The sequence below is a fragment of the Nitratireductor indicus C115 genome (assembly GCF_000300515.1).
GTDB lineage: Bacteria > Pseudomonadota > Alphaproteobacteria > Rhizobiales > Rhizobiaceae > Nitratireductor > Nitratireductor indicus.
This window is the reverse complement of sequence record NZ_AMSI01000015.1, coordinates 1-17935: the sequence shown is the minus strand read 5'-3', so window position 1 is coordinate 17935 and position 17935 is coordinate 1. Positions and strand designations below refer to the sequence as shown.

The following is a 17935-nucleotide window of genomic DNA, read 5'->3' as shown; positions in this document are numbered from 1 at the left end:
TGAGCACCCCGGCTATATCGATCTGCGCCTGTTGCGCAATCGCCCAACCCAGCATAAAAATTGTCCATCGGGTTTCCGTGTAAGGGCTCAGGCACGGATTTGAGGGAGAGGGGCGGCCCCGAAATTGCTGACGAAGACTGAAGCCGGCGGCAACACCGTCGCATTACAGAACGGCCTGGCGCTGGTGCAAATTCTCTGCAACGAAGGGCCTCTGACAATCAAGGAAATGGCGCAACGCGCTGACTTGCGCGAGAACATGACCGCAAGGCTGGTCAAAACCCTCGAAATGCAGGGATTTGTTGAACCTGCCCGCTTCGCTGAACGCTATCAATGCGGCCGTACGGCGACAGCGCTGGCACAAGCGTTTTTTGCACACACGCCCATCGTCGGTGTGGCGCACCCCATCATGCAATCGCTCGCCGGCGCCCATGACATAGCCGTGGCGCTTGCTGCTCCGCATGGAGACAATGCCATCTGCCTCATGGTTTGCAGGGGACAAACGCCAGGAACGGGCCACGCGCGTGCGGGCTCGACGACAACGATGGACCGCTCCGCCGCGGGGCAGGCGCTTCTCGCTTCGCTTCGATTAAGCGGGAACGAGACGGCTCCATCCCTGTCCGACCAGATCGCGCCTGGCCAGGCTGCCCACCATATTCCCTCCACCGGCGACACAGCCCTTCTGGCCGAACGGCCACCTCGCTCCTTCGACCGGAGTTTCGGCTGTCACAGGTTCGAGCATCTGGAGAGCGGCTGCCTTCTTTTGGCAACCCCCATTCATCTTGTCGATGCCACGCTGGCGCTGGAAGTTGCACTTCCACCGAGGGCGCAATCGCCGCTGCGCACCGACAACATCGCCAGAAGCCTGTTGGCAGCCGCGAGCCTGATCGAACAGAAGGCGGCCGCCGCAGGCATCCGCTATCTGGACGAATAGAGCGTCTTGCGCTCAGGATTGGTCATCCCGCATCTGCACAAGGACAAAAGGGGATGAGAGCGGCAGGCGCCATTGCCAGTGCCCCGCATAATCAGTGCCCCGCATAGGTGTGCAATTCCTCCGCCGCGCGCGAGCACAGGGCTTCCGCCAAAGGCACAAGCGCATGGCCCACCTCCTCCAGCCGCTCAGGCGGCAGATGCTGAGCCGGTCCACTGCAGGCAATCGACATGATGGCGTCGTGATGCGGGCAATGGAGGGGTGCTGCCACCGCATTGATATCGGTATACCAACTGCCCATGGAACGGGTATAGCCGTTCCGTTTGACTTCCTCGAACGCCGCCATCATCGCCTTGCGAAGGGCTGGCCATGCATGGGGATGGCGCAACGCCAGTTCGCCAATCAGCGGCTCCCGCCGCTCGATTGGCAGGCAGGAAAGAAGCGCGTGCCCGGTGGCTGTGCCCGCAAGAGGCAACACATAACCCGACTCGAGCCGAAGCGTCACCAGCGTCGACGAACTGTGAAACACCTCAACGATACGCGCGCCCGCGCCATCCAGTGCTGCCAGTGAAACATGCACCAGATGCTGGTCTGCAAATTGCTGGATCAGCGGGCGGACACTCTCGATCAGGCCAACCCCGCCTTCCGCACTGCCGCCGAGTTGCATGACCCCTGCGGCCAGACGATAACGGCGGCGTTTCGTGGAATAGTGCAGAAGTCCCATATCGGCCAGCGAGCGGGTCAACCGCGCAACCGTGGGCGCCGGAAAGCTTGTTTTCTCAACGAGATCGGAATTGCTGAGCCAGACAGGCGCGTCGATAAAGGCAACGAGCAGATTCAATCCTCTGGACAAAGCGGAGGATACGGCGGAGCGACCTTCTGCATCACTGTTGCGCTTGATTTCCTGACCCAATAAGCACTCGCCTTCTTAGCGTTGAACAGATGGGATTTTATCAAAATCCCATCGCAACAACACCACAAAGGCGAGATGGTTCCATTGATCCCGCTCAAATTGCAGCTCGATAAATAACGATATACGAGCGCTACCAGCCGCCCGTCACGATCCAGTTCTCCAGCATGTCCAGCCGGTCTGATCCCCAGAAAGGCTCGCCGTCTACGAAGAAAAATGGAGAACCGAACACGCCACGCGCTACACCAGCCTCCGCCGTCATTCGCGCCAGCTGCTTGATATGCTCGCCGGCTGCTCCTCGCTTCACGTCCTGCAGCTCAAAACCCTGTTCTGCAGCCAGAACCGTAACCGCATCGAGATCGGCGGTATTGAGCAAGCCCCGATAATAGAGCTCGAACACCCGCCGCGCGAAAACAGAAGCCTTTTGTGTGTCCTGTTGGTCGATCCAGTAGAATACCCGCACAGCCGCCAGACAGATGACCGGGTGATTTGCCGGCAGCAGGAAGGGAACACCCTTGCGCCGCGCCATCCGCGCCCAATCACGACGCGCATAGTCGCTCTTGATCGGAGTGGAGGACAGCCCCCGCGCGCCTGTAACCTGAAAAGCAGTGCCGAGAAGAAAGGGGCGCCAGACCAGCGACCGCCCCACCCTTTCGGCAAGCGCCTCGATTTCCAGCGCCGCGAAATAGGCATAGCCCGACGAGAAGTCGAACCAGAACTCTATAACACTCCCACTGGAAGCTTCAGTCTTCACCATCCCAATAATCCACGGCGCTTTGCGCCCGCACCGTCAAGGCCACCCTCCGCCTGTTCTTGTCTCCACCTGGCGCTGCCCCGGCAAAGGCTGCGATCTTGCCGGAATCGGGATATTCCATGACATCCGGTTCATTCATGGTGCTGACAGCGATATAGCGGAGCGGATATTCTTCATCAGCCTGAAGCTGGTGCGCGGTTTCCGGCCCGCCTGCAGGGCATACCACCACATCGCCCGCCTTGACCGGATACAGCGCGCCGCCGAAGCGCAATGTGCCTTGCCCGGCAAGAATGACGAACAGCTCGTCATTGGCATGGTGACAGTGATAAGGCCATGCCTTCTTGCCGGCGGGCACTTCCACCAGCCTTGCACCCAGCCTCTCGGCGCCACGGGGAGCGGCGATGGCAGCAAAACGTGCGGCGAAATGCTGGCCATGGCGCTGTTCGGCGAAATCGAGTTCCCCCAGCGAAACCACGGGTCCCTTGTTCATCGTCTCACCCCCTTCGCGTTGATCGTTGGCACGTTTTCAGCACGCCGGAAATCGCTCTTCCACTGAAAAGAACTCAGGCTTTCGAAAACGTCCTTCAACCGAACACGTTGCAACGACCGATTTACCCGACGAATGCCTTCAGCATCTTCGCGGCCCGGCTGAGCTGATCGTCATTCATGCGGGAGAGCGTTCCGTTGATTTCGACCAGCCATCGCGCTCTATCGCCGATGCTTGGCATCGCGTTCGCAAGGCCGTCGTCGGCCAAAAGACGGAAAAATGCATGATCCTTGAGATCATCGGAGAACTGGACGGGAGAGGTGGAGTGGTGCCGCTTGTCAGACTCGAACTGACGACCTCCGCATTACGAATGCGATGCTCTACCAACTGAGCTAAAGCGGCCCATCGCTCGGGAAACCCGAAGCGCCTGCTTCGCCACGGCACCTCAATGGGACCCCTGCGAAACATTCGCCGCTGACATACCCGGAGGGCGCGGGCGGTGCAACTGATTTCTGAACGGGCTACGCCCCGACCGGCAAATTTTCACGAAAGAAACCGGTTGCCGCAAGCAAGGCCCAAGTTGCCACGTTGTCACCCAGGATCAAGAGGATCACGGCATACTGCTCCGTATTCCCGATCAGTTATGCATTAAAATCTTGATACAGCATCTTTTCATGGGGGCGGGCCTAAGCAGGGTGCTCCACAAAATTGGAACTCCCATGAACAATCAATCCATCTTCTTCATCACGGTCTTTGCAGCAATGCTCTCCTGTCAGAACCTGGCTTCGGCAATGGAATTCAAATGCAAATCGTCATTGATGCCTGACTTCGGTTCCATGCAGATAACGGCAGACGATCCCTGGAGCGTCTATGGCATCATCTACGGCAGGCTCGTTGCCCGCGGCGCCCCCGCCGGTGGCAAGACGTTGAAAAGCATCTCGTGCCGCCTCACGAACGTTTATTCGCAACATGCGCCGCAGAACGAACCTGTTCGGGGCCCTGTTCAAACCACGGACAGAACCGCCTCACAACCTAAACAGGTTCCGACGCGCCCGGAACGGATCGCCGTGGGACAACGTGGAAGGTTTCCATGACTGAAGCGGTTTCCCGCCCACTTGGCATAATCATGCCCGCCCCTTCCCGGCACATCTTGCAAATCTTCTCAGCTATATGTATACTTTATCAGTCAACATATGCACTCTGAGAGTCGGTCGTCGACTCTTGTTATATTTTGAAAAATCTCCTGCCGGCTTTGCAGAGGCTGAAGAGCGTCATGTACGCCTTGCCGATATCCGGGCGTAACGCTCGATATCATCGAAGGAGTTTTCGATATGAAGAAGCTTCCGGTTCTATTTTCCGCTGCACTTACGATTGTAGCAACTTCCTTTCCGGCCCATGCGAGCCTCTATTTGTGCAGTTTGCTCTCGCAAAAAGGCATCGTGCGGATTTCCGCAAACTCGCAAGCAGGCGCTCAGTTGCAAACGTATCAAGTCGCAATCGCGATGGGCCATCCGGCCGGTTCCGCCACGATGAGGCGCATACGATGCATATCACTGGCGAGATCAATCCCCCGCATGGGTTGATCGCGAGATGAAGAGGCGCACGGAGGTCGGCTGAAAATTGCCGGCATCTCCTGCAACTTCACTGAGCTTGAAAAGTGCCAGCCATAACTGGAGGGATCACCCTCTATTTCGCCAGCTTCTGCTTCAGCCGCTCGATCTCTTCTGGCGGCCACCCTTTCGGTGCGGTCACGGCCATCCAGGCATCGATATAATGCTCTGGTGCATAGAGATGGCCATAGCCGAGCGGAGCGGTGGTGGCGAGCGCCATATCCAGCGTGAGCTGGAGGAAGGTGACCAGCGGATACCACCGCAATTCCGCAGAAACGTCAGGTCCTCGCTCTCCAACCAGCCAGGCTGGTCTCCGGTACCACGCCAGCGGGTCGAAGAAGACAACGGGATCGCTTGCATATTGCAGATAGACGATGCGCAGCGGCCCCCATGAGGCACCGGGAATGTCGAGCGCATTCTTCTGCGCGGTGAAACGCACGACGGAACCATCGCGATAACGCGGCAGCCACGCCGGAGATCCGGGATTGCGGTCAGCAGTGATCGACCGCCACATGCGGCTGTTGAAGGGTGGGCCTGCCCAAAGGGCACCCTGATAGGGATCGCCCAGAATATCGAACAGCTCAGCCGATTGTTCCGAGCTCAGCGCTCCAAGGCTGAGACCATAGAGATAGAGTTCGGGCCGGGCGTCCTTCGGCAAGGTCTTCCAATATCCATAAACCTTGCTGAAAAGGGCATGGGCGGCCTCGGCCCCATAGTTGGGCTCGATCAAGAGAGAGAGCCAGCTCGTCAGATAGGAATATTGCTGCGCCACCATCACGGTGTCGCCATTGTGCAGATATTCCAGTGTGTCAGCACCTTCCGGGTCGACCCAGCCGGTGCCGGTTGGCGCAACCACCACCAGCACCGAGCGATTGAAGGCGTCAATGCGTTTGAGTTCGTCGAGCGCGAGGATCGCCCGCTCATCGGCCGTTTCGGCAGAGCGCAGCCCCACATAAACCCGCATGGGTTCCAGTGCCGGCCTGCCGGTGAAATCAGCAATGTCCTTTTGGCGCGGCCCTTCGACGATGAAGCTGCGACCCGTGCGGCCAACGCTCTCCCAATCGATCAGCGACCCCGGCCCACCCGTTTTGAGCGGATCGGCGGGTTGCTCGATGCCGTCCTCGAACAGCGCATCCAGTTCGGCATAGGCAGAATCCGCAACGCGCAAGGCATAGCGCAGCAGAATCCGATCAACGAGCGAAGCCACGAGCAATCCGACCACCACGAAGCCGATCACATAGGCCACCCGGCGCGGCACGAAACGCTTAAGTCTGGCCGAAACGAAGAAATAGACCCGCCTCAGCCCACGCCCCAAACCGACGAGAAGGAGGAAAAGAATAAGCGCGATAAGGCCGACCTTGGTCGGATGTGCCGTGTCGACCGGCGGAAGCTCCATCAGGGCGCGGATGGAATTTTGCCAGTCCGCCGCCTTCCAGAGAAAGAACAAAGCCACACCGACGCACAGCGCCGCCATGGCCCATTTTCCGTAATAACGCGGCGACCGGCGCGGCTCGGGCAGCTCCAGATAGCGCCACAGCCAGACGAGGAAAGCGCCGAGCCCATAACCCAGCGCCAGCGACACTCCGGAAAGAACGCCCTGGACGGAATAGGCCCGTGGCAGCAGCGAGGGCGTCAACGATGCAGCGAAGAGCAACGTACCGAGGCACAGTCCGATAACTGAAAAACTGTGCCAGATACGTGTCTTCGGTTCCACCGCAAGCTCGACCATTGCAATCCCCAGTGCTGGAAGGACCCTCGCAATCGGAGCCGAGAGTGAAGCCTCTCAGGCTCCGTGGCAAGTCCGAACGGCCAGCCCGCCCCTCAGGAAAGCGCGTCGACCAGGCGGCCCGCGCCATCGCGGAAGGGATCTATCGTGGGGAGCCCCATCCGGCTTTCGATCTCTTCGAGGCAGGCTTTTGCCTCCTCAGCCGAAAGTGCGGCCGTATTGACCGAGATGCCGGTCACGGTGACATCAGGATTGACGATCTGTGCTGTGACGAGCGCGAGGTCGCGCAAGGCCTCCAGCGAAGGCAGGCCGTAATGCGGCAGGCCGCGCATATGCGTGCGCGTGGGCTCATGGCAAAGCACCAGAGAGTCCGGCTGGCCGCCGTGGATCAGGGCCATTGTCACACCTGAAAAGGATGGATGAAACAGGCTGCCTTGTCCCTCGATCAGATCCCAGTGATCGGCATCGTTGTCGGGCGTCAGCTTTTCCACGGCTCCGGCCATGAAATCGGCAACCACCGCATCGAGCGGCACGCCCGAACCCGTGATCAGGATACCCGTTTGCCCCGTCGCACGGAAAGTCGCCTTCATGCCCCGCTGACGCATTTCGCGCTCCATGGCAAGCGCGGTGTACATCTTGCCGACGGAGCAATCCGTGCCGACCGCCAGGCATCGCTTGCCGGCGCGCTTCTTGCCGTCGGCAATGGGATATTCCTCCTGCGGTACGCGCACATCGAAAAGCTGGGTTCCCGCCTTCTCCGCCGCTTCCACCAACGGCTTTTGCGCCGTCAACCGGTTGTGAAGGCCGGAGGCGATGTCCATCCCGGCCTCGGCCGCCGCCGTCAGCGTGGCCATCCAGCTGGAAGAGATCACCCCGCCGCGATTGGCGGCTCCCACAACGAGCGTCTCGGCGCCGGCAGCGCGCGCTTCCTCGACGGTCATATCCTTCAGGCCCAGATTTGCCTTGCAGCCTTCCAAACGCAGCTGGCCAACGCAATGCTCGGGGCGCCAATCCTTGATGCCTTGCGCGACCTTGGCGGCGAGCTGATCGGGAGCGTCCCCGAGAAACAGGAGATAGGGCGTCTTCAACATGGGTGGCGTCTCTTCTCGATTACGGGGGTGAATCCTGTCGACCCGTAGGCCAGACCGGCAGAAGGCGCAATGTGACAGGGGATGTCAAGCAGTGGCCCGTTCCTGCGCCGGCTTCTGGCTCAAAAGCCAGCTTCGCGCAGCGAAACGCACCATGCGGCACCTGCCGCACAGCCGGAGGTTCCACAAGAGCAAAAAATGGTCTAGGGCAAGCCAAGTTTCATTATTGTCTCATCGTTCCGGAAAGCTTGCCATGACCGTGCGCCCGACGCTCATCGCCCCCTCCATCCTGTCCGCTGATTTCTCGCGTCTCGGCGAAGAGGTCGAGACCGTCGCCCGCGCAGGCGCGGACTGGATCCATCTCGATGTGATGGACGGCCATTTCGTGCCCAACATCACCTTTGGCGCCCCGATCATCAAGGCCATTCGCGACCGCACGGACAAGGTGTTCGACTGTCACCTGATGATCGCTCCCGCCGATCCCTATCTTGCCGCGTTCGCAGATGCGGGCTGCGACATCATCACCGTCCATGCGGAGGCAGGTCCGCACCTGCATCGGTCGCTCCAGACCATTCGCAATCTCGGCAAGAAGGCAGGCGTCTCGCTCAATCCCGCGACGCCCGAAAGCGTTCTGGAATACGTGCTCGACGAGGTCGACCTCGTGCTCCTGATGACGGTCAACCCGGGCTTCGGCGGCCAGGCCTTCATTTCTTCCGTGGTGGAAAAGATCCGCCGGGTGAAGGCCCTGATCGGCGATCGCCCCATCGACATCGAGATCGACGGCGGCGTTTCCCCCGAAACGGCAGGCGAGGTGGTTGCAGCGGGCGCCAACGTTCTGGTCGCCGGTTCCGCCGTCTTCAAGGGCAACAGCGAAGAGAGCTACACAAGAAACATCGAAGCGATCCGCGCCGCCGCCCGCTGAGGCGATCCGCTACGGCATTGTGAGGTCAGGCGGAACCGCCGATGCAATGGAGCATTGCGCCAGACCGAATGCCGTGCCCACAAGAAAATTCACGAAAAGAAAAAGGCCGCGCGCCCATCCGGGCAGCGCGGCCTTTCATTGCCGTATTCCAGCTATCAGCTGTTGCCGCCGTTCAGCACGGTGACGGCGCGGCGGTTCTGCGACCAGCAGGAGATGTCGTCGCAGGTCGCCACCGGGCGCTCCTTGCCGTAGGAAATCGTGCGGATACGGTTGCCCGCGACACCGCGCGCCACCAGGAAGTCGCGGGCAGCGGCAGCACGGCGTGCGCCGAGCGCAAGGTTGTACTCGCGCGTGCCGCGTTCGTCCGCATGGCCTTCGACTGTGATCGTGTAGCTCGTGTACTTGTTCAGCCACTGAGCCTGGCGCGACAGGATACCTTGCGCGTCCGCGCGGATAAGGGAGGAATCGGTATCGAAGAAAATACGATCGCCAATGCTGACCGTGAATTCCTGCTGCGATCCGGGCGGGCCGCCTGCGCCGCCAAGCCCGAGATCGGCAGCCGAATTCGGCACCGTCTTCTGGTTCGCACATCCAGCAAGTGCGAGCGCCGCCACCAGGGCGATGCTGACCGGGTTTCTGGCTATGGCTGCAATCGAGCGCATGGCCCCCTCTCCTTCAAATTAGAGAAATTTCGTTCAACGATCAGTAACCACGTTGCCATTAAGGACCCCTCAAGAAACGCGGTTAACGAAGCCTTACCATTCACTCTCGGAACAGTTATTTCGCGCAAACTAGCTTAAAATGCGGCGGAAACGCGGCGTTCCGGAAGGCAGGCACCGCTGCTGCTATTCGAGCAGCGGCGACCAGGCCGGATCGGATCCGAAGTTTGCGGTCGGAATCTTCTGCTCGTTGCGACCGGTCAGATCGATCGAATAGAGCTGCGGTCCGCCCGAGCCAGCGGGCTGGCGGAAGAACATGATCACACGTCCGTTCGGCGCCCATGTCGGCCCTTCCTGAAGGAAGCCAGAGGAAAGGATGCGCTCGCCGGAACCGTCCGTGCGCATCACACCGATTTGGAATTCCCCGCCCGTCTGCTTGGTGAAGGCGACGAGATCGCCGCGCGGCGACCAGACTGGCGTCGAATAGGTGCCATCACCGAAGGAGATGCGTTGCGGATTGCTGCCGTCGGCACCCATCACATAAATCTGTGCCCGCCCGCCACGGTCGGAGGTGAACACGATCTGGCTGCCATCCGGCGAATAGGACGGCGAGGTATCGATGGCGTTGGAGGTGGTCAGGCGCGTCGTGTTTCGGCTGCGCAGATCCATCGCGAAGATGTTGGAATTGCCATCGTCGCGCAGAAGACTCATGATCACCTTCTGTCCATTGGGCGAAAAGCGGGGCGCAAAGGTCATGCCCGGAAAATTGCCGACCAGCTCGCGCTGTCCAGTCTCGAGCTGCAGCAGATAGACCTGCGGCTGGCCACTCTCATAGGACATATAGGTGATTTCCTGGCGCGTCGGCGAGAAGCGTGGCGTCAGAACGATGGAACGCCCATCGGTAAGGAAACGCTGGTTGGCGCCATCCTGATCCATGATGGCAAGCCGTTTCACACGGTTGTTGCGCGGGCCGGATTCATCGACATAGACGATACGCGTATCGAAATAGCCACCCTCGCCAGTCAGGCGCTGATAGATGCTGTCGGCGATGATATGCGCGATGCGGCGCCACTTGTCCTTGCTGGAGAAGAACTGCTCGCCCACGAGCTGCTGCCCCGCATAGGTATCCCAGAGGCGATACTCGGCGCGCAGGCGACCGTCCGGCGTTTCCGAAACCTTGCCCGTCACCAGCGCCTGCGCGTTGATCACCGTCCAGTCCTGAAAGCGCGGCGCGGCATCGGGATTGGAGATCTTCTCGATGAAGGCACCCTTCTCGATCGGTGCGAACAGGCCCGAGCGCCTGAGATCGGCTTCGATCACACTTGAGATTTCAGCGCCTTTGCCATCGGCCGAAATGAATTCGGTGATGGCGATGGGCAAGGGCTCGACCACGCCCTTGTTGATGTCGATTTCCACCAGCGCGCGCGCCGGCAGGGTGGCCATCGCGAACCCTGCGGCCATGGCCGCGATCATGAAGGTGGCTTTCAGGAAACTTTGCATTTGCTCTTGCCTCTCCCACTCTGGTTAGGCTTCAGCGCCCATCGCAGGCCGATGGTGCCCCTGGTTAAAACATATCCCTTGGGTCGAAGTGGACGATCACATCGGCCCATGCTTCATATTTTTCCGGCGGCAGGTTGTAAGGCGCGCATTGCAGAATGGCGCGCCGCGCCGATTCAGCCGCAGCCCGCTCCACCGGCGTTCCGTTGCCGCCCGCAATGATGCGTGGGCTGCCCTCGATGGCACCGCTCGCATCCAGCCTCACCTGCACGGAAACCTTCAGGTTCTCAGCATCCATCGCGCCAGCCGGCACGTTCCAACAGCGCTGGATTTGACCACGTAAAGCATCCATTTCGCTCTGCGAGAGCTTCTGACCTTGCGAATTGCGCTCGCCGCCGAGCGAGGCCCGCTCTTGCGAGCGCTTGGCGCCGCCGCCAGATGCCTTTTCCTTGTTCAGAAGGGCCGCGACATCATCGAGCAGCTTGTCGGACTTCTCGGACGACTGGCTCGTCGCCGTCTTCTGGGCCGGCTTTTCGGAATCCTTCCGGTCCGGCGCCTTTGCCGTGCTTGCCTGCGGCGGCTGCGGGCGCGACTGCGGCACCGGCGCACTGTTGGGCAGGTTCACGCTCTCGGCTTCCGCGCTTTCAGCAACGATGGTTTCCGCCACGGGATCGGGCTTCACATCCTGTTTTGGCTGCGGTTCCGGGCGCACTTCCGTCGCCGGCACAGGCGTCTTCTCCGCTTTCGGCGGTTCAGGCTTGGGTTCCGGCTTCGGCTCAGGCTTGGGTTGCGGTTTTGGCGCTGGCGGCGGCTCGGATGTCTGTGTCACCTCGCGCGGCCGCGCTTCGGGGGTAGGCGGCGTCTTCAGGTCGACATCGTTGTCGCCGAAATTCTTGGCATCAGGAACGGAATCAGGGCGCTGCGTGGGTTTCGGCGCCGGCTTTTCGGAAAGCTCCGCTTTCTTCTCGCCCTGCTGAATCTGCGTCATGGATTCAATGGGAATGATGTCCACCGGCAAGGCCTCGACATCCGTCACATCATAGGCGCGTGGCGCCGACAGCGAGACGAGCCCGAAACCGAGCAGCGCCGCATGCAGGGTAGCCGATGTGACGAGCCCCGTCTTCATTCGGTCAGTTTTCCTGTTCCTGTAAGGTCACCAGGCCGAGATTGCGGTAACCGGCAGCCGAAATCCGCGCCATCACCTGCATCACCGTGCCGTAGTCGGCAGCGCGGTCGCCGCGCACATAGATGCGCTCGTCATAGCCCGAACGGGCGATGGCCTGAAGCTTCGCCACGACCTCGTTGAGCGGCACTTCCGTTTCCTGAAGATAGACCTGCCCCTTGTCATTCACCGAGACGGTGATGGGTTGCGTCTCGGAATTGAGCGCCTTGGCCTGTGTTTCAGGCAGATCGATGGGCACGCCCACCGTCAATAGCGGTGCGGCCACCATGAAGATGATAAGCAGAACAAGCATCACGTCCACGAAAGGCGTGACGTTGATCTCGGAAATCAGGCCGCTGCGCGAGCCGCGCCGTCCACGCCTGCGCCCGCCACGATTGCCGCCCGCCGTTCCAACCGACATTCCCATATCGATGATCTCCTAGGCCGCCTTGGCGGCGACCTTTTCGTCGATCTGCCGCGACAGGATGGTTGAAAACTCGTCGGCGAAACCTTCCATCCTGCCGCCCAGCTTGGCTGCGTCGGATGACAGCTTGTTGTAGGCGATAACGGCCGGGATGGCCGCCAGAAGGCCGATGGCCGTTGCAAGGAGCGCTTCAGCGATACCGGGAGCAACGACCGCAAGGTTGGTCGACTTCGATCCCGCGATGGCCTGGAACGAGGTCATGATGCCAACCACCGTTCCGAACAGGCCTATGAATGGCGCCGAGGAGCCGATGGAGGCAAGGAAGCCAAGGCGGCTTTCGAGACGGTCCATCTCCCGCACCAGCGCCAGGTCCATTGCCTTGTCGATGCGCGTCTGCAAGCCGATCGGCGAGCGCGCACCCTTCTCGAAACTCTTTTTCCACTCCCGCATGGCGGCAACGAAGATCGAGCCCATTCCGGTGGTCTTGCGCTCGGAGAGATTGCGGTAGAGTTCCTCGAGCGACTGGCCGGACCAGAAGGTTTTTTCAAAACGGTTGAGAGCGGTGCGCATGCGCCCATAGGCGATGAGCTTGTCGATAATGATCGCCCAGGTCCAGACGGATGCCGCGAGCAGGCCAATCATGACCAGCTTCACAACCCAGCCTGCCTGCCAGAACAGCGCCCAGATCGACAACTCCCCACCAGGTGCGGCGAGCGTTACACTTTCCATGGACCAACATCCTCTTAAAGATCAGGGCGGCGTGTCTTTCCGGTTCCGGTCGCGCCCACTTGCGTGCCGGTGGCTTCATTCGAACCATGGCGTCCCCGCAAGATGCTTCACCGCCCTTTATCCGGTAAATTTTGGTGAAAGGAAGGCGCACGGAATCGCTACGGATTTCATGAATTTCTTCATGAACCGTTATGGTTAATTAAGCGTTAGGATTCCCGGGCCGCCAGAAGCCTTTCAGGACGCTGAAAAGAACAAGCCGGCTTATCGAAGCTGCGGGTTCAGCACTCCGCCGGCGCGAATGCCTTCACCCATTCCTTGGGAAATCGCCTCGGCTTGCCGGAAGCGCCGATGATCGCAGCCTCCACCTTGGCCTCGACAAGAACATCTTCACCCCGCAGGAGCCGTTGCACCATGAAAATGCGCGCGCCGGAGATTTTATCCGTCCTCGTCTCGACAGTCACGATATCGTCAATGCGCGCCGGTTGGCGGAAATCGATCTCCATACGCCGCACCACCCAGGCAAGCGTCTCGCCATGCTTTCCGTCGGCGAGCTCCGTATGATGAACGCCCGCAAGGCGCAGAAAATCGGAGCGCCCGCGCTCCAGGAACTCAAGATAGCGCGCGTGATAGACGACCCCGGTGAAATCCGTGTCGGCGAAATAGACCCGCGCCATCAGCCTGTGCCCGAATGGCGTCAGCTCACCCGCAAGGCCGACAGAAGGGTTCTCTCCGCTCATTCGCCCTCTCCCTGCTGGAAAAGGCTGATCTGCGCTGCGGCCAGTTCCTTGGGCGGTTGCAGCCCCATATGCCGCCAGGCCCGGGCGGCGAGAACGCGGCCACGCGGCGTGCGCTGGATGAACCCCTGCTGAATCAGATAGGGCTCGATGATGTCCTCGATGGCATCGCGCGGCTCGGAGAGCGCCGCCGCGATGGTTTCGATGCCCACCGGACCGCCACCGAAATTCTCGACGATCATGGTGAGGTAGCGCCGGTCGAGCTGATCGAGGCCGAGCGCATCCACTTCGAGCCGCGACAGAGCATCGTCGGCCACCTTGCGCGTCACTTCGCTGGCATTCGCCACCGTCGCGAAATCGCGCACCCGGCGCAGAAGCCGGCCGGCGATGCGCGGGGTACCCCGCGAGCGCCGCGCGATCTCCTCCGCACCATCGGTCGAAAGCGGCAGGCCCAGGATGCGCGCGCCACGCGAGACGATCGATTGCAGTTCGTCGACCGTATAGAAATCGAGCCGGACGGGAATGCCGAACCGGTCGCGCAATGGCGTGGTGAGAAGGCCAAGCCGCGTCGTCGCGGCCACCAGCGTGAACTTGGCAAGATCGATCTTGACCGAACGCGCAGCCGGCCCCTCGCCGATGATCAGGTCCAGCTGGAAATCCTCCATCGCCGGATAGAGGATTTCCTCCACCGCCGGGTTGAGCCGATGGATTTCGTCGATGAAGAGCACGTCGCGCTCTTCGAGATTGGTGAGGAGCGCGGCCAGATCCCCCGCCTTGGCGATCACCGGCCCGGAAGTGGAGCGAAAATTGACGCCCAGCTCGCGGGCCATGATCTGCGCCAGCGTGGTCTTGCCAAGACCGGGAGGGCCGACGAACAACACATGGTCGAGCGCTTCGCCACGCCCGCGCGCCGCCTCCACGAACACTTTGAGATTGGCCCGAGCCGCCTTCTGGCCGACGAATTCGTCGAGCGACTGCGGACGCATCGTGGCGTCGATATCCTCTCCGCGCTTGTCGGCTGAAATGAGCCGTTCGGCATCCGTCATTCGCAGACTTCCATCTTGCTGGCACACCGGCCCGAAAACATCGATCCGTTCTCGAAAGCGCGATGTGCTGAAACACCCTACAGCACTTTATGGCCGGCCTGTCGTCCTCATTGCGCACCCGAAAATGCACCCCAAAGGACGCTCTAGCGCGCCAGTTCCTTCAGGCCAAGCCGGATCAGCGTTCCGGCATCGGCCCCCTCGCCGGCAGACTTCAGCGCAGCCGCCACGGCATTGGCCGCGATGTCGCGCGAATAGCCAAGATTGGCAAGTGCTGAAACCGCATCGGCAACCGGCGTTGGCGCAGCCCCCTCGCCCAGTTCCTGCTTGAGACCGATGGTGCCGCTCGCCTCGCCCGCATAGGCCGGCGCCTTGCTCTTCAGTTCGGTGACGATGCGTTCGGCCACTTTCTTGCCGACGCCCGGCGCCCGCGCCACGGTGGCGGCATCCTTGAGCGCGATGGCATTGGCAAGCTCCGGTGCCGACAGCGTGGAAAGCACCGAGAGCGCCACCTTGGCGCCCACCCCCTGGACATTGTTCTGCAAGAGACGGAACCATTCACGCTCAAGCGCGGAGCGAAAACCATAGAGGCGGATCATGTCCTCGCGCACATAGGTCTCGATGAAGAGCGTCGTCGCTGTCCCCTCTTCCAGCCCGGAGAGCGTGCGCACCGGGCAGTAGGCGACATAGCCGACACCGCCGACATCGATAATGCAATGATCTTCGCCGATCTCGTCGACGAGCCCCTTCAATTTGCCGATCATTTCAAGCTTTCCAGTGCGAGACGGCCGACAGCCGATTGCCGATGATGGGCATGGCAGATGGCGATGGCTATGGCGTCGGCGGCATCATCCGTATCGAACTTCGCCTTCGGCATCAGCACCTTCACCATCATGTGAATCTGTTTCTTGTCGCCGTGACCAACGCCGATCACAGCCTTCTTCACCGCATTGGGCGCGTATTCGGCAACCCGCAGCCCGGCGCGCGCCGGCACTAGCATGGCGATGCCCCGCGCCTGACCGAGCTTCAGCGTGGCGGTGGCATCCTTGTTCACGAAGGTCGCCTCCACCGCCGCTTCTTCCGGCTTATGCCCATGGACGATATCGGCTAGCCCGTCATGGAGCTGGCAGAGACGGGAAGCGAGATCCGCCTTGTCGTCCGAGCGAACGGTTCCTGCATTGACGAAGCGCAGGGAGTTGCCCTGCGCGTCGATGATGGCCCAGCCTGTGCGGCGCAGGCCGGGATCGATGCCGATGATGCGAATCGCCGTGTTCATGGCACCAACATAGCCGCACACAGGCCCATTGCCACACAGCGACTGCAAACGGACCATCAACTCTCAAGCAATGGCCATGAGAGGAGCCGAAGGCTGCCTGAACTCGACACCAGTTTCGCTCTTCTTGCTCTCACGATAACACTTGCGGGCGTGGTGCGCGGCTTGTCGGGCTTCGGTTCCGGATTGATCATCGCGCCGGTGGCCGCCGCGCTGTATGATCCCGTCACGGCGGTCGCCATGCTGGTCGTCATCGACTCGCTTCCCACTCTTCCCGTCACCCTTCCGGTGGTAAAGCTCGCACGCTGGCGCGAGGTGCTGCCCGTACTTGCGGGCATGGCGCTGCTCGTCCCGCTTGGTGTCTACATATTGAAGCACACCGACGCGATGATCCTGCGCTGGATCATCTGCATCGCCATCCTGATCTGCGTCACGATCCTGTGGAGCGGTTGGCGATATCGCGGATCGCGGGGCCTGCCCATATCCTTTGCGATCGGTGGCCTGTCGGGCCTCCTGTCAGGCATTGCGGCCCTGCCCGGCCCGCCCGTCGTCATCTACTGGATGGCTTCGAGCCTGCCGTCCGGGATCATCCGGGCAAACCTCCTTACGCTGTTTCTGTTCAGCGAGATCTTTTCCGCCGCGAACCTGTGGGCCGCGGGCCTCTTCAACCGGGAGCGCCTGCTACTGGGCCTGGTCCTGACACCGCTCTATGCTCTCAGTGTCTATCTGGGCGAGCGGCTCTACGGCGCGGCGAGCGAGGCGGCATACCGAAGATTGGCGCTGACGCTGGTTGCCGCCGCCGCGCTTTTGGCGCTTCCCGTCACGGATATACTTCTCGGAATTTTGTTCCGAACGACCGGAAATGTACCCTGATTCCGAGCCGGAAGCGGCAGGAAGCAGGATCAGGCAAGCCGTCAGCGGTGCCCGAACGCCGTCTTGAGAAGCGTGATCTGGTCAAAGACGGGGTTGGAACTGCCGAAATCCAGTTCAGCCTCTTCGCCCCGCTCGGAGCCATAGATTTCCTCGTCCATCCGTCGCACGAGGTCCTGCAGGCGCAGGGAGCGCACGACGAGGTCGCGAAAAGCCTCCGGCAGGTCGAACCAGCCGTCGGCCTCTTCCTGCGGAGAGGATGTATCGAGCCGCACCTTCGATTTTTCCGCCGCAACCTGTTCGCGCGTCATCTCGCCAGCATTGGCGGCGCGCTGCAGGAGAAGCCATGAGGCAAGCTGCATGAGCCGCGTGGTAAGGCGCATCGATTCCGCTGCATAGAGGTTCGCACCGAGCCGCGACAGCCGCTTGGCCGCAGCGCGGCCATCGCCATCGAGATACTCGGCGGCCTCCTCCACAAGCCCCATGCCCTGATTGTAGAGCGGCTTGAAGGAATCGGAGAAAACGCGATGTTCGGCAAGCTTGATCATCGTTACAGGCCCGCCCCTGCCTTCAATCATTGTTCTTACGCCCCACTGATACTCACTTCCCGGTCGCCGAATCCGAACCGGTTTTCAACCATAACTCTCGAGGCGTCACAATATTTCCGCCCGGCGGCAGGATGCTCTTCTGGCGAGCGCGTGGCAAGCTCATCCTTAACAAAGGGTTAACATCGCGAACAGAACCAAAAAAAGAGCCGCGGAGGCGGCTCTCAGGAGTTTAAACAGGGAGGCGTCAAACAGAATGGCTCCAGCCACTCGGTAAGAATCCAGATCACTGGATGAACACAGTAAACGCCTGTAAAGCTTAATAATGGGTTAATGACACTGTCGAATATCGCTTCAAATCAGCTTCAACATGTCTTCGTTCGCGACCATTCACGCCCGAACGACAGCAAGCGACATCGCTCGAACACAGAAGAATCAAGTAGATAGCGCGAGGCCGCGCAATCTGCGAAACAATGAGCCGATATAGAGCGCCCTTTTGCTGCTCCACATTCATGCGGATGCCAGATGATGCCACCTGGCAGCAAAATGCCCTAGGCTCCAGACTCAATTGATC

19 protein-coding genes and 1 tRNA gene are annotated in these 17935 nt (G+C 60.8%); 4 read left to right on the top strand and 16 right to left on the bottom strand.

Translation table 11 applies throughout. The features are described from left to right. Positions 1–124: 124 nt before the first annotated feature. Positions 125–931 (top strand): helix-turn-helix domain-containing protein, encoded by an 807-nt coding sequence (locus NA8A_RS18985; RefSeq protein ID WP_009451998.1) that lies wholly within the window; start codon positions 125–127, stop codon positions 929–931. A gap of 91 nt (positions 932–1022) precedes the next feature. Here NA8A_RS18985 and NA8A_RS18980 read toward each other — a convergent pair whose 3' ends face one another. The 4 genes from NA8A_RS18980 to NA8A_RS18960 all read right to left on the bottom strand — a co-directional run bounded on the left by NA8A_RS18980 (position 1023) and on the right by NA8A_RS18960 (position 3481). Continuing rightward, positions 1023–1781, bottom strand: a complete 759-nt coding sequence (locus NA8A_RS18980) for an IclR family transcriptional regulator (RefSeq protein ID WP_276276120.1) — start codon at positions 1779–1781, stop codon at positions 1023–1025. 190 nt (positions 1782–1971) lie between these two features. After that, the gene (locus tag NA8A_RS18975) at positions 1972–2595 is read right to left on the bottom strand and encodes a 2-hydroxychromene-2-carboxylate isomerase (protein ID WP_009451996.1); all 624 of its coding nucleotides are present in this window, start codon (positions 2593–2595) and stop codon (positions 1972–1974) included. Further along, positions 2582–3082 (bottom strand): cupin domain-containing protein, encoded by a 501-nt coding sequence (locus NA8A_RS18970; protein ID WP_009451993.1) that lies wholly within the window; start codon positions 3080–3082, stop codon positions 2582–2584. The genes NA8A_RS18975 and NA8A_RS18970 overlap by 14 nt, the downstream gene beginning before the upstream one ends. Positions 3083–3405: 323 nt before the next feature. Further along, positions 3406–3481, bottom strand: a tRNA-Thr gene (locus tag NA8A_RS18960). Between the two features lie 317 nt (positions 3482–3798). Here NA8A_RS18960 and NA8A_RS18955 point away from each other — a divergent pair. After that, positions 3799–4173, top strand: coding sequence for a hypothetical protein (locus NA8A_RS18955; RefSeq protein ID WP_009451991.1), 375 nt, complete (start codon positions 3799–3801; stop codon positions 4171–4173). A 592-nt stretch (positions 4174–4765) separates the two neighbouring features. On the opposite strand, the gene NA8A_RS18950 is transcribed toward NA8A_RS18955, so the two are convergent. Next, positions 4766–6418: an alpha/beta hydrolase gene (locus NA8A_RS18950; RefSeq protein ID WP_009451990.1), complete on the bottom strand. Its 1653-nt coding sequence runs from the start codon at positions 6416–6418 to the stop codon at positions 4766–4768. 92 nt (positions 6419–6510) lie between these two features. Then, complete coding sequence (gene dgcN / locus NA8A_RS18945; protein ID WP_009451989.1) at positions 6511–7506, bottom strand: N-acetyltransferase DgcN; 996 nt, start codon at positions 7504–7506, stop codon at positions 6511–6513. A 250-nt stretch (positions 7507–7756) separates the two neighbouring features. On the opposite strand from dgcN, the gene rpe reads away from it, so the two are divergent. Then, positions 7757–8425, top strand: coding sequence for a ribulose-phosphate 3-epimerase (gene rpe / locus NA8A_RS18940; protein ID WP_009451988.1), 669 nt, complete (start codon positions 7757–7759; stop codon positions 8423–8425). A gap of 155 nt (positions 8426–8580) precedes the next feature. On the opposite strand, the gene pal is transcribed toward rpe, so the two are convergent. From pal to ruvC, 9 genes are all read right to left on the bottom strand, one after another. Further along, positions 8581–9087 (bottom strand): peptidoglycan-associated lipoprotein Pal, encoded by a 507-nt coding sequence (gene pal / locus NA8A_RS18935; protein WP_009451987.1) that lies wholly within the window; start codon positions 9085–9087, stop codon positions 8581–8583. Between the two features lie 183 nt (positions 9088–9270). After that, positions 9271–10584 carry a Tol-Pal system beta propeller repeat protein TolB gene (gene tolB, locus NA8A_RS18930; protein WP_009451986.1) on the bottom strand — a complete coding sequence of 438 codons (1314 nt, stop codon included), beginning with the start codon at positions 10582–10584 and terminating at the stop codon, positions 9271–9273. A 64-nt stretch (positions 10585–10648) separates the two neighbouring features. After that, complete coding sequence (locus NA8A_RS18925; RefSeq protein WP_009451985.1) at positions 10649–11707, bottom strand: hypothetical protein; 1059 nt, start codon at positions 11705–11707, stop codon at positions 10649–10651. A 4-nt stretch (positions 11708–11711) separates the two neighbouring features. After that, positions 11712–12170, bottom strand: a complete 459-nt coding sequence (gene tolR / locus NA8A_RS18920; RefSeq protein ID WP_009451984.1) for a protein TolR — start codon at positions 12168–12170, stop codon at positions 11712–11714. Between the two features lie 12 nt (positions 12171–12182). Further along, a complete protein-coding gene (gene tolQ, locus NA8A_RS18915) occupies positions 12183–12896 on the bottom strand; it encodes a protein TolQ (RefSeq protein ID WP_009451983.1) in 714 nt (237 codons plus the stop codon). Positions 12897–13174: 278 nt separating this feature from the next. Beyond that, positions 13175–13633, bottom strand: coding sequence for a tol-pal system-associated acyl-CoA thioesterase (gene ybgC, locus NA8A_RS18910; protein WP_009451982.1), 459 nt, complete (start codon positions 13631–13633; stop codon positions 13175–13177). Next, a complete protein-coding gene (gene ruvB, locus NA8A_RS18905; protein WP_009451981.1) occupies positions 13630–14676 on the bottom strand; it encodes a Holliday junction branch migration DNA helicase RuvB in 1047 nt (348 codons plus the stop codon). The genes ybgC and ruvB overlap by 4 nt, the downstream gene beginning before the upstream one ends. 143 nt (positions 14677–14819) lie before the next feature. After that, positions 14820–15437 (bottom strand): Holliday junction branch migration protein RuvA, encoded by a 618-nt coding sequence (gene ruvA / locus NA8A_RS18900; protein ID WP_009451980.1) that lies wholly within the window; start codon positions 15435–15437, stop codon positions 14820–14822. Then, positions 15434–15949, bottom strand: a complete 516-nt coding sequence (ruvC, locus tag NA8A_RS18895; protein ID WP_009451979.1) for a crossover junction endodeoxyribonuclease RuvC — start codon at positions 15947–15949, stop codon at positions 15434–15436. Before ruvC ends, ruvA begins: the two co-directional genes overlap by 4 nt. Positions 15950–15991: 42 nt before the next feature. Here ruvC and NA8A_RS18890 point away from each other — a divergent pair, with 42 nt between their 5' ends. Then, the gene (locus NA8A_RS18890) at positions 15992–16819 is read left to right on the top strand and encodes a sulfite exporter TauE/SafE family protein (RefSeq protein WP_338086169.1); all 828 of its coding nucleotides are present in this window, start codon (positions 15992–15994) and stop codon (positions 16817–16819) included. A 41-nt stretch (positions 16820–16860) separates the two neighbouring features. On the opposite strand, the gene rcdA is transcribed toward NA8A_RS18890, so the two are convergent. Further along, the gene (gene rcdA / locus NA8A_RS18885; RefSeq protein WP_040673115.1) at positions 16861–17394 is read right to left on the bottom strand and encodes a protease adaptor protein RcdA; all 534 of its coding nucleotides are present in this window, start codon (positions 17392–17394) and stop codon (positions 16861–16863) included. Between the last annotated feature and the right edge of the window lie 541 nt (positions 17395–17935).

Bases quoted from the DNA above. Each gene is read 5' to 3' on its own strand.
- NA8A_RS18975 (WP_009451996.1), bottom strand. From the start codon at position 2,595: ATGGTGAAGACTGAAGCTTCCAGTGGGAGTGTTATAGAGTTCTGGTTC.
- NA8A_RS18970 (WP_009451993.1), bottom strand. From the start codon at position 3,082: ATGAACAAGGGACCCGTGGTTTCGCTGGGGGAACTCGATTTCGCCGAA.
- NA8A_RS18955 (WP_009451991.1), top strand. From the start codon at position 3,799: ATGAACAATCAATCCATCTTCTTCATCACGGTCTTTGCAGCAATGCTC.
- NA8A_RS18950 (WP_009451990.1), bottom strand. From the start codon at position 6,418: ATGGTCGAGCTTGCGGTGGAACCGAAGACACGTATCTGGCACAGTTTT.
- dgcN (WP_009451989.1), bottom strand. From the start codon at position 7,506: ATGTTGAAGACGCCCTATCTCCTGTTTCTCGGGGACGCTCCCGATCAG.
- rpe (WP_009451988.1), top strand. From the start codon at position 7,757: ATGACCGTGCGCCCGACGCTCATCGCCCCCTCCATCCTGTCCGCTGAT.
- pal (WP_009451987.1), bottom strand. From the start codon at position 9,087: ATGCGCTCGATTGCAGCCATAGCCAGAAACCCGGTCAGCATCGCCCTG.
- tolB (WP_009451986.1), bottom strand. From the start codon at position 10,584: ATGCAAAGTTTCCTGAAAGCCACCTTCATGATCGCGGCCATGGCCGCA.
- NA8A_RS18925 (WP_009451985.1), bottom strand. From the start codon at position 11,707: ATGAAGACGGGGCTCGTCACATCGGCTACCCTGCATGCGGCGCTGCTC.
- tolR (WP_009451984.1), bottom strand. From the start codon at position 12,170: ATGGGAATGTCGGTTGGAACGGCGGGCGGCAATCGTGGCGGGCGCAGG.
- tolQ (WP_009451983.1), bottom strand. From the start codon at position 12,896: ATGGAAAGTGTAACGCTCGCCGCACCTGGTGGGGAGTTGTCGATCTGG.
- ybgC (WP_009451982.1), bottom strand. From the start codon at position 13,633: ATGAGCGGAGAGAACCCTTCTGTCGGCCTTGCGGGTGAGCTGACGCCA.
- ruvB (WP_009451981.1), bottom strand. From the start codon at position 14,676: ATGACGGATGCCGAACGGCTCATTTCAGCCGACAAGCGCGGAGAGGAT.
- ruvA (WP_009451980.1), bottom strand. From the start codon at position 15,437: ATGATCGGCAAATTGAAGGGGCTCGTCGACGAGATCGGCGAAGATCAT.
- ruvC (WP_009451979.1), bottom strand. From the start codon at position 15,949: ATGAACACGGCGATTCGCATCATCGGCATCGATCCCGGCCTGCGCCGC.
- rcdA (WP_040673115.1), bottom strand. From the start codon at position 17,394: ATGATTGAAGGCAGGGGCGGGCCTGTAACGATGATCAAGCTTGCCGAA.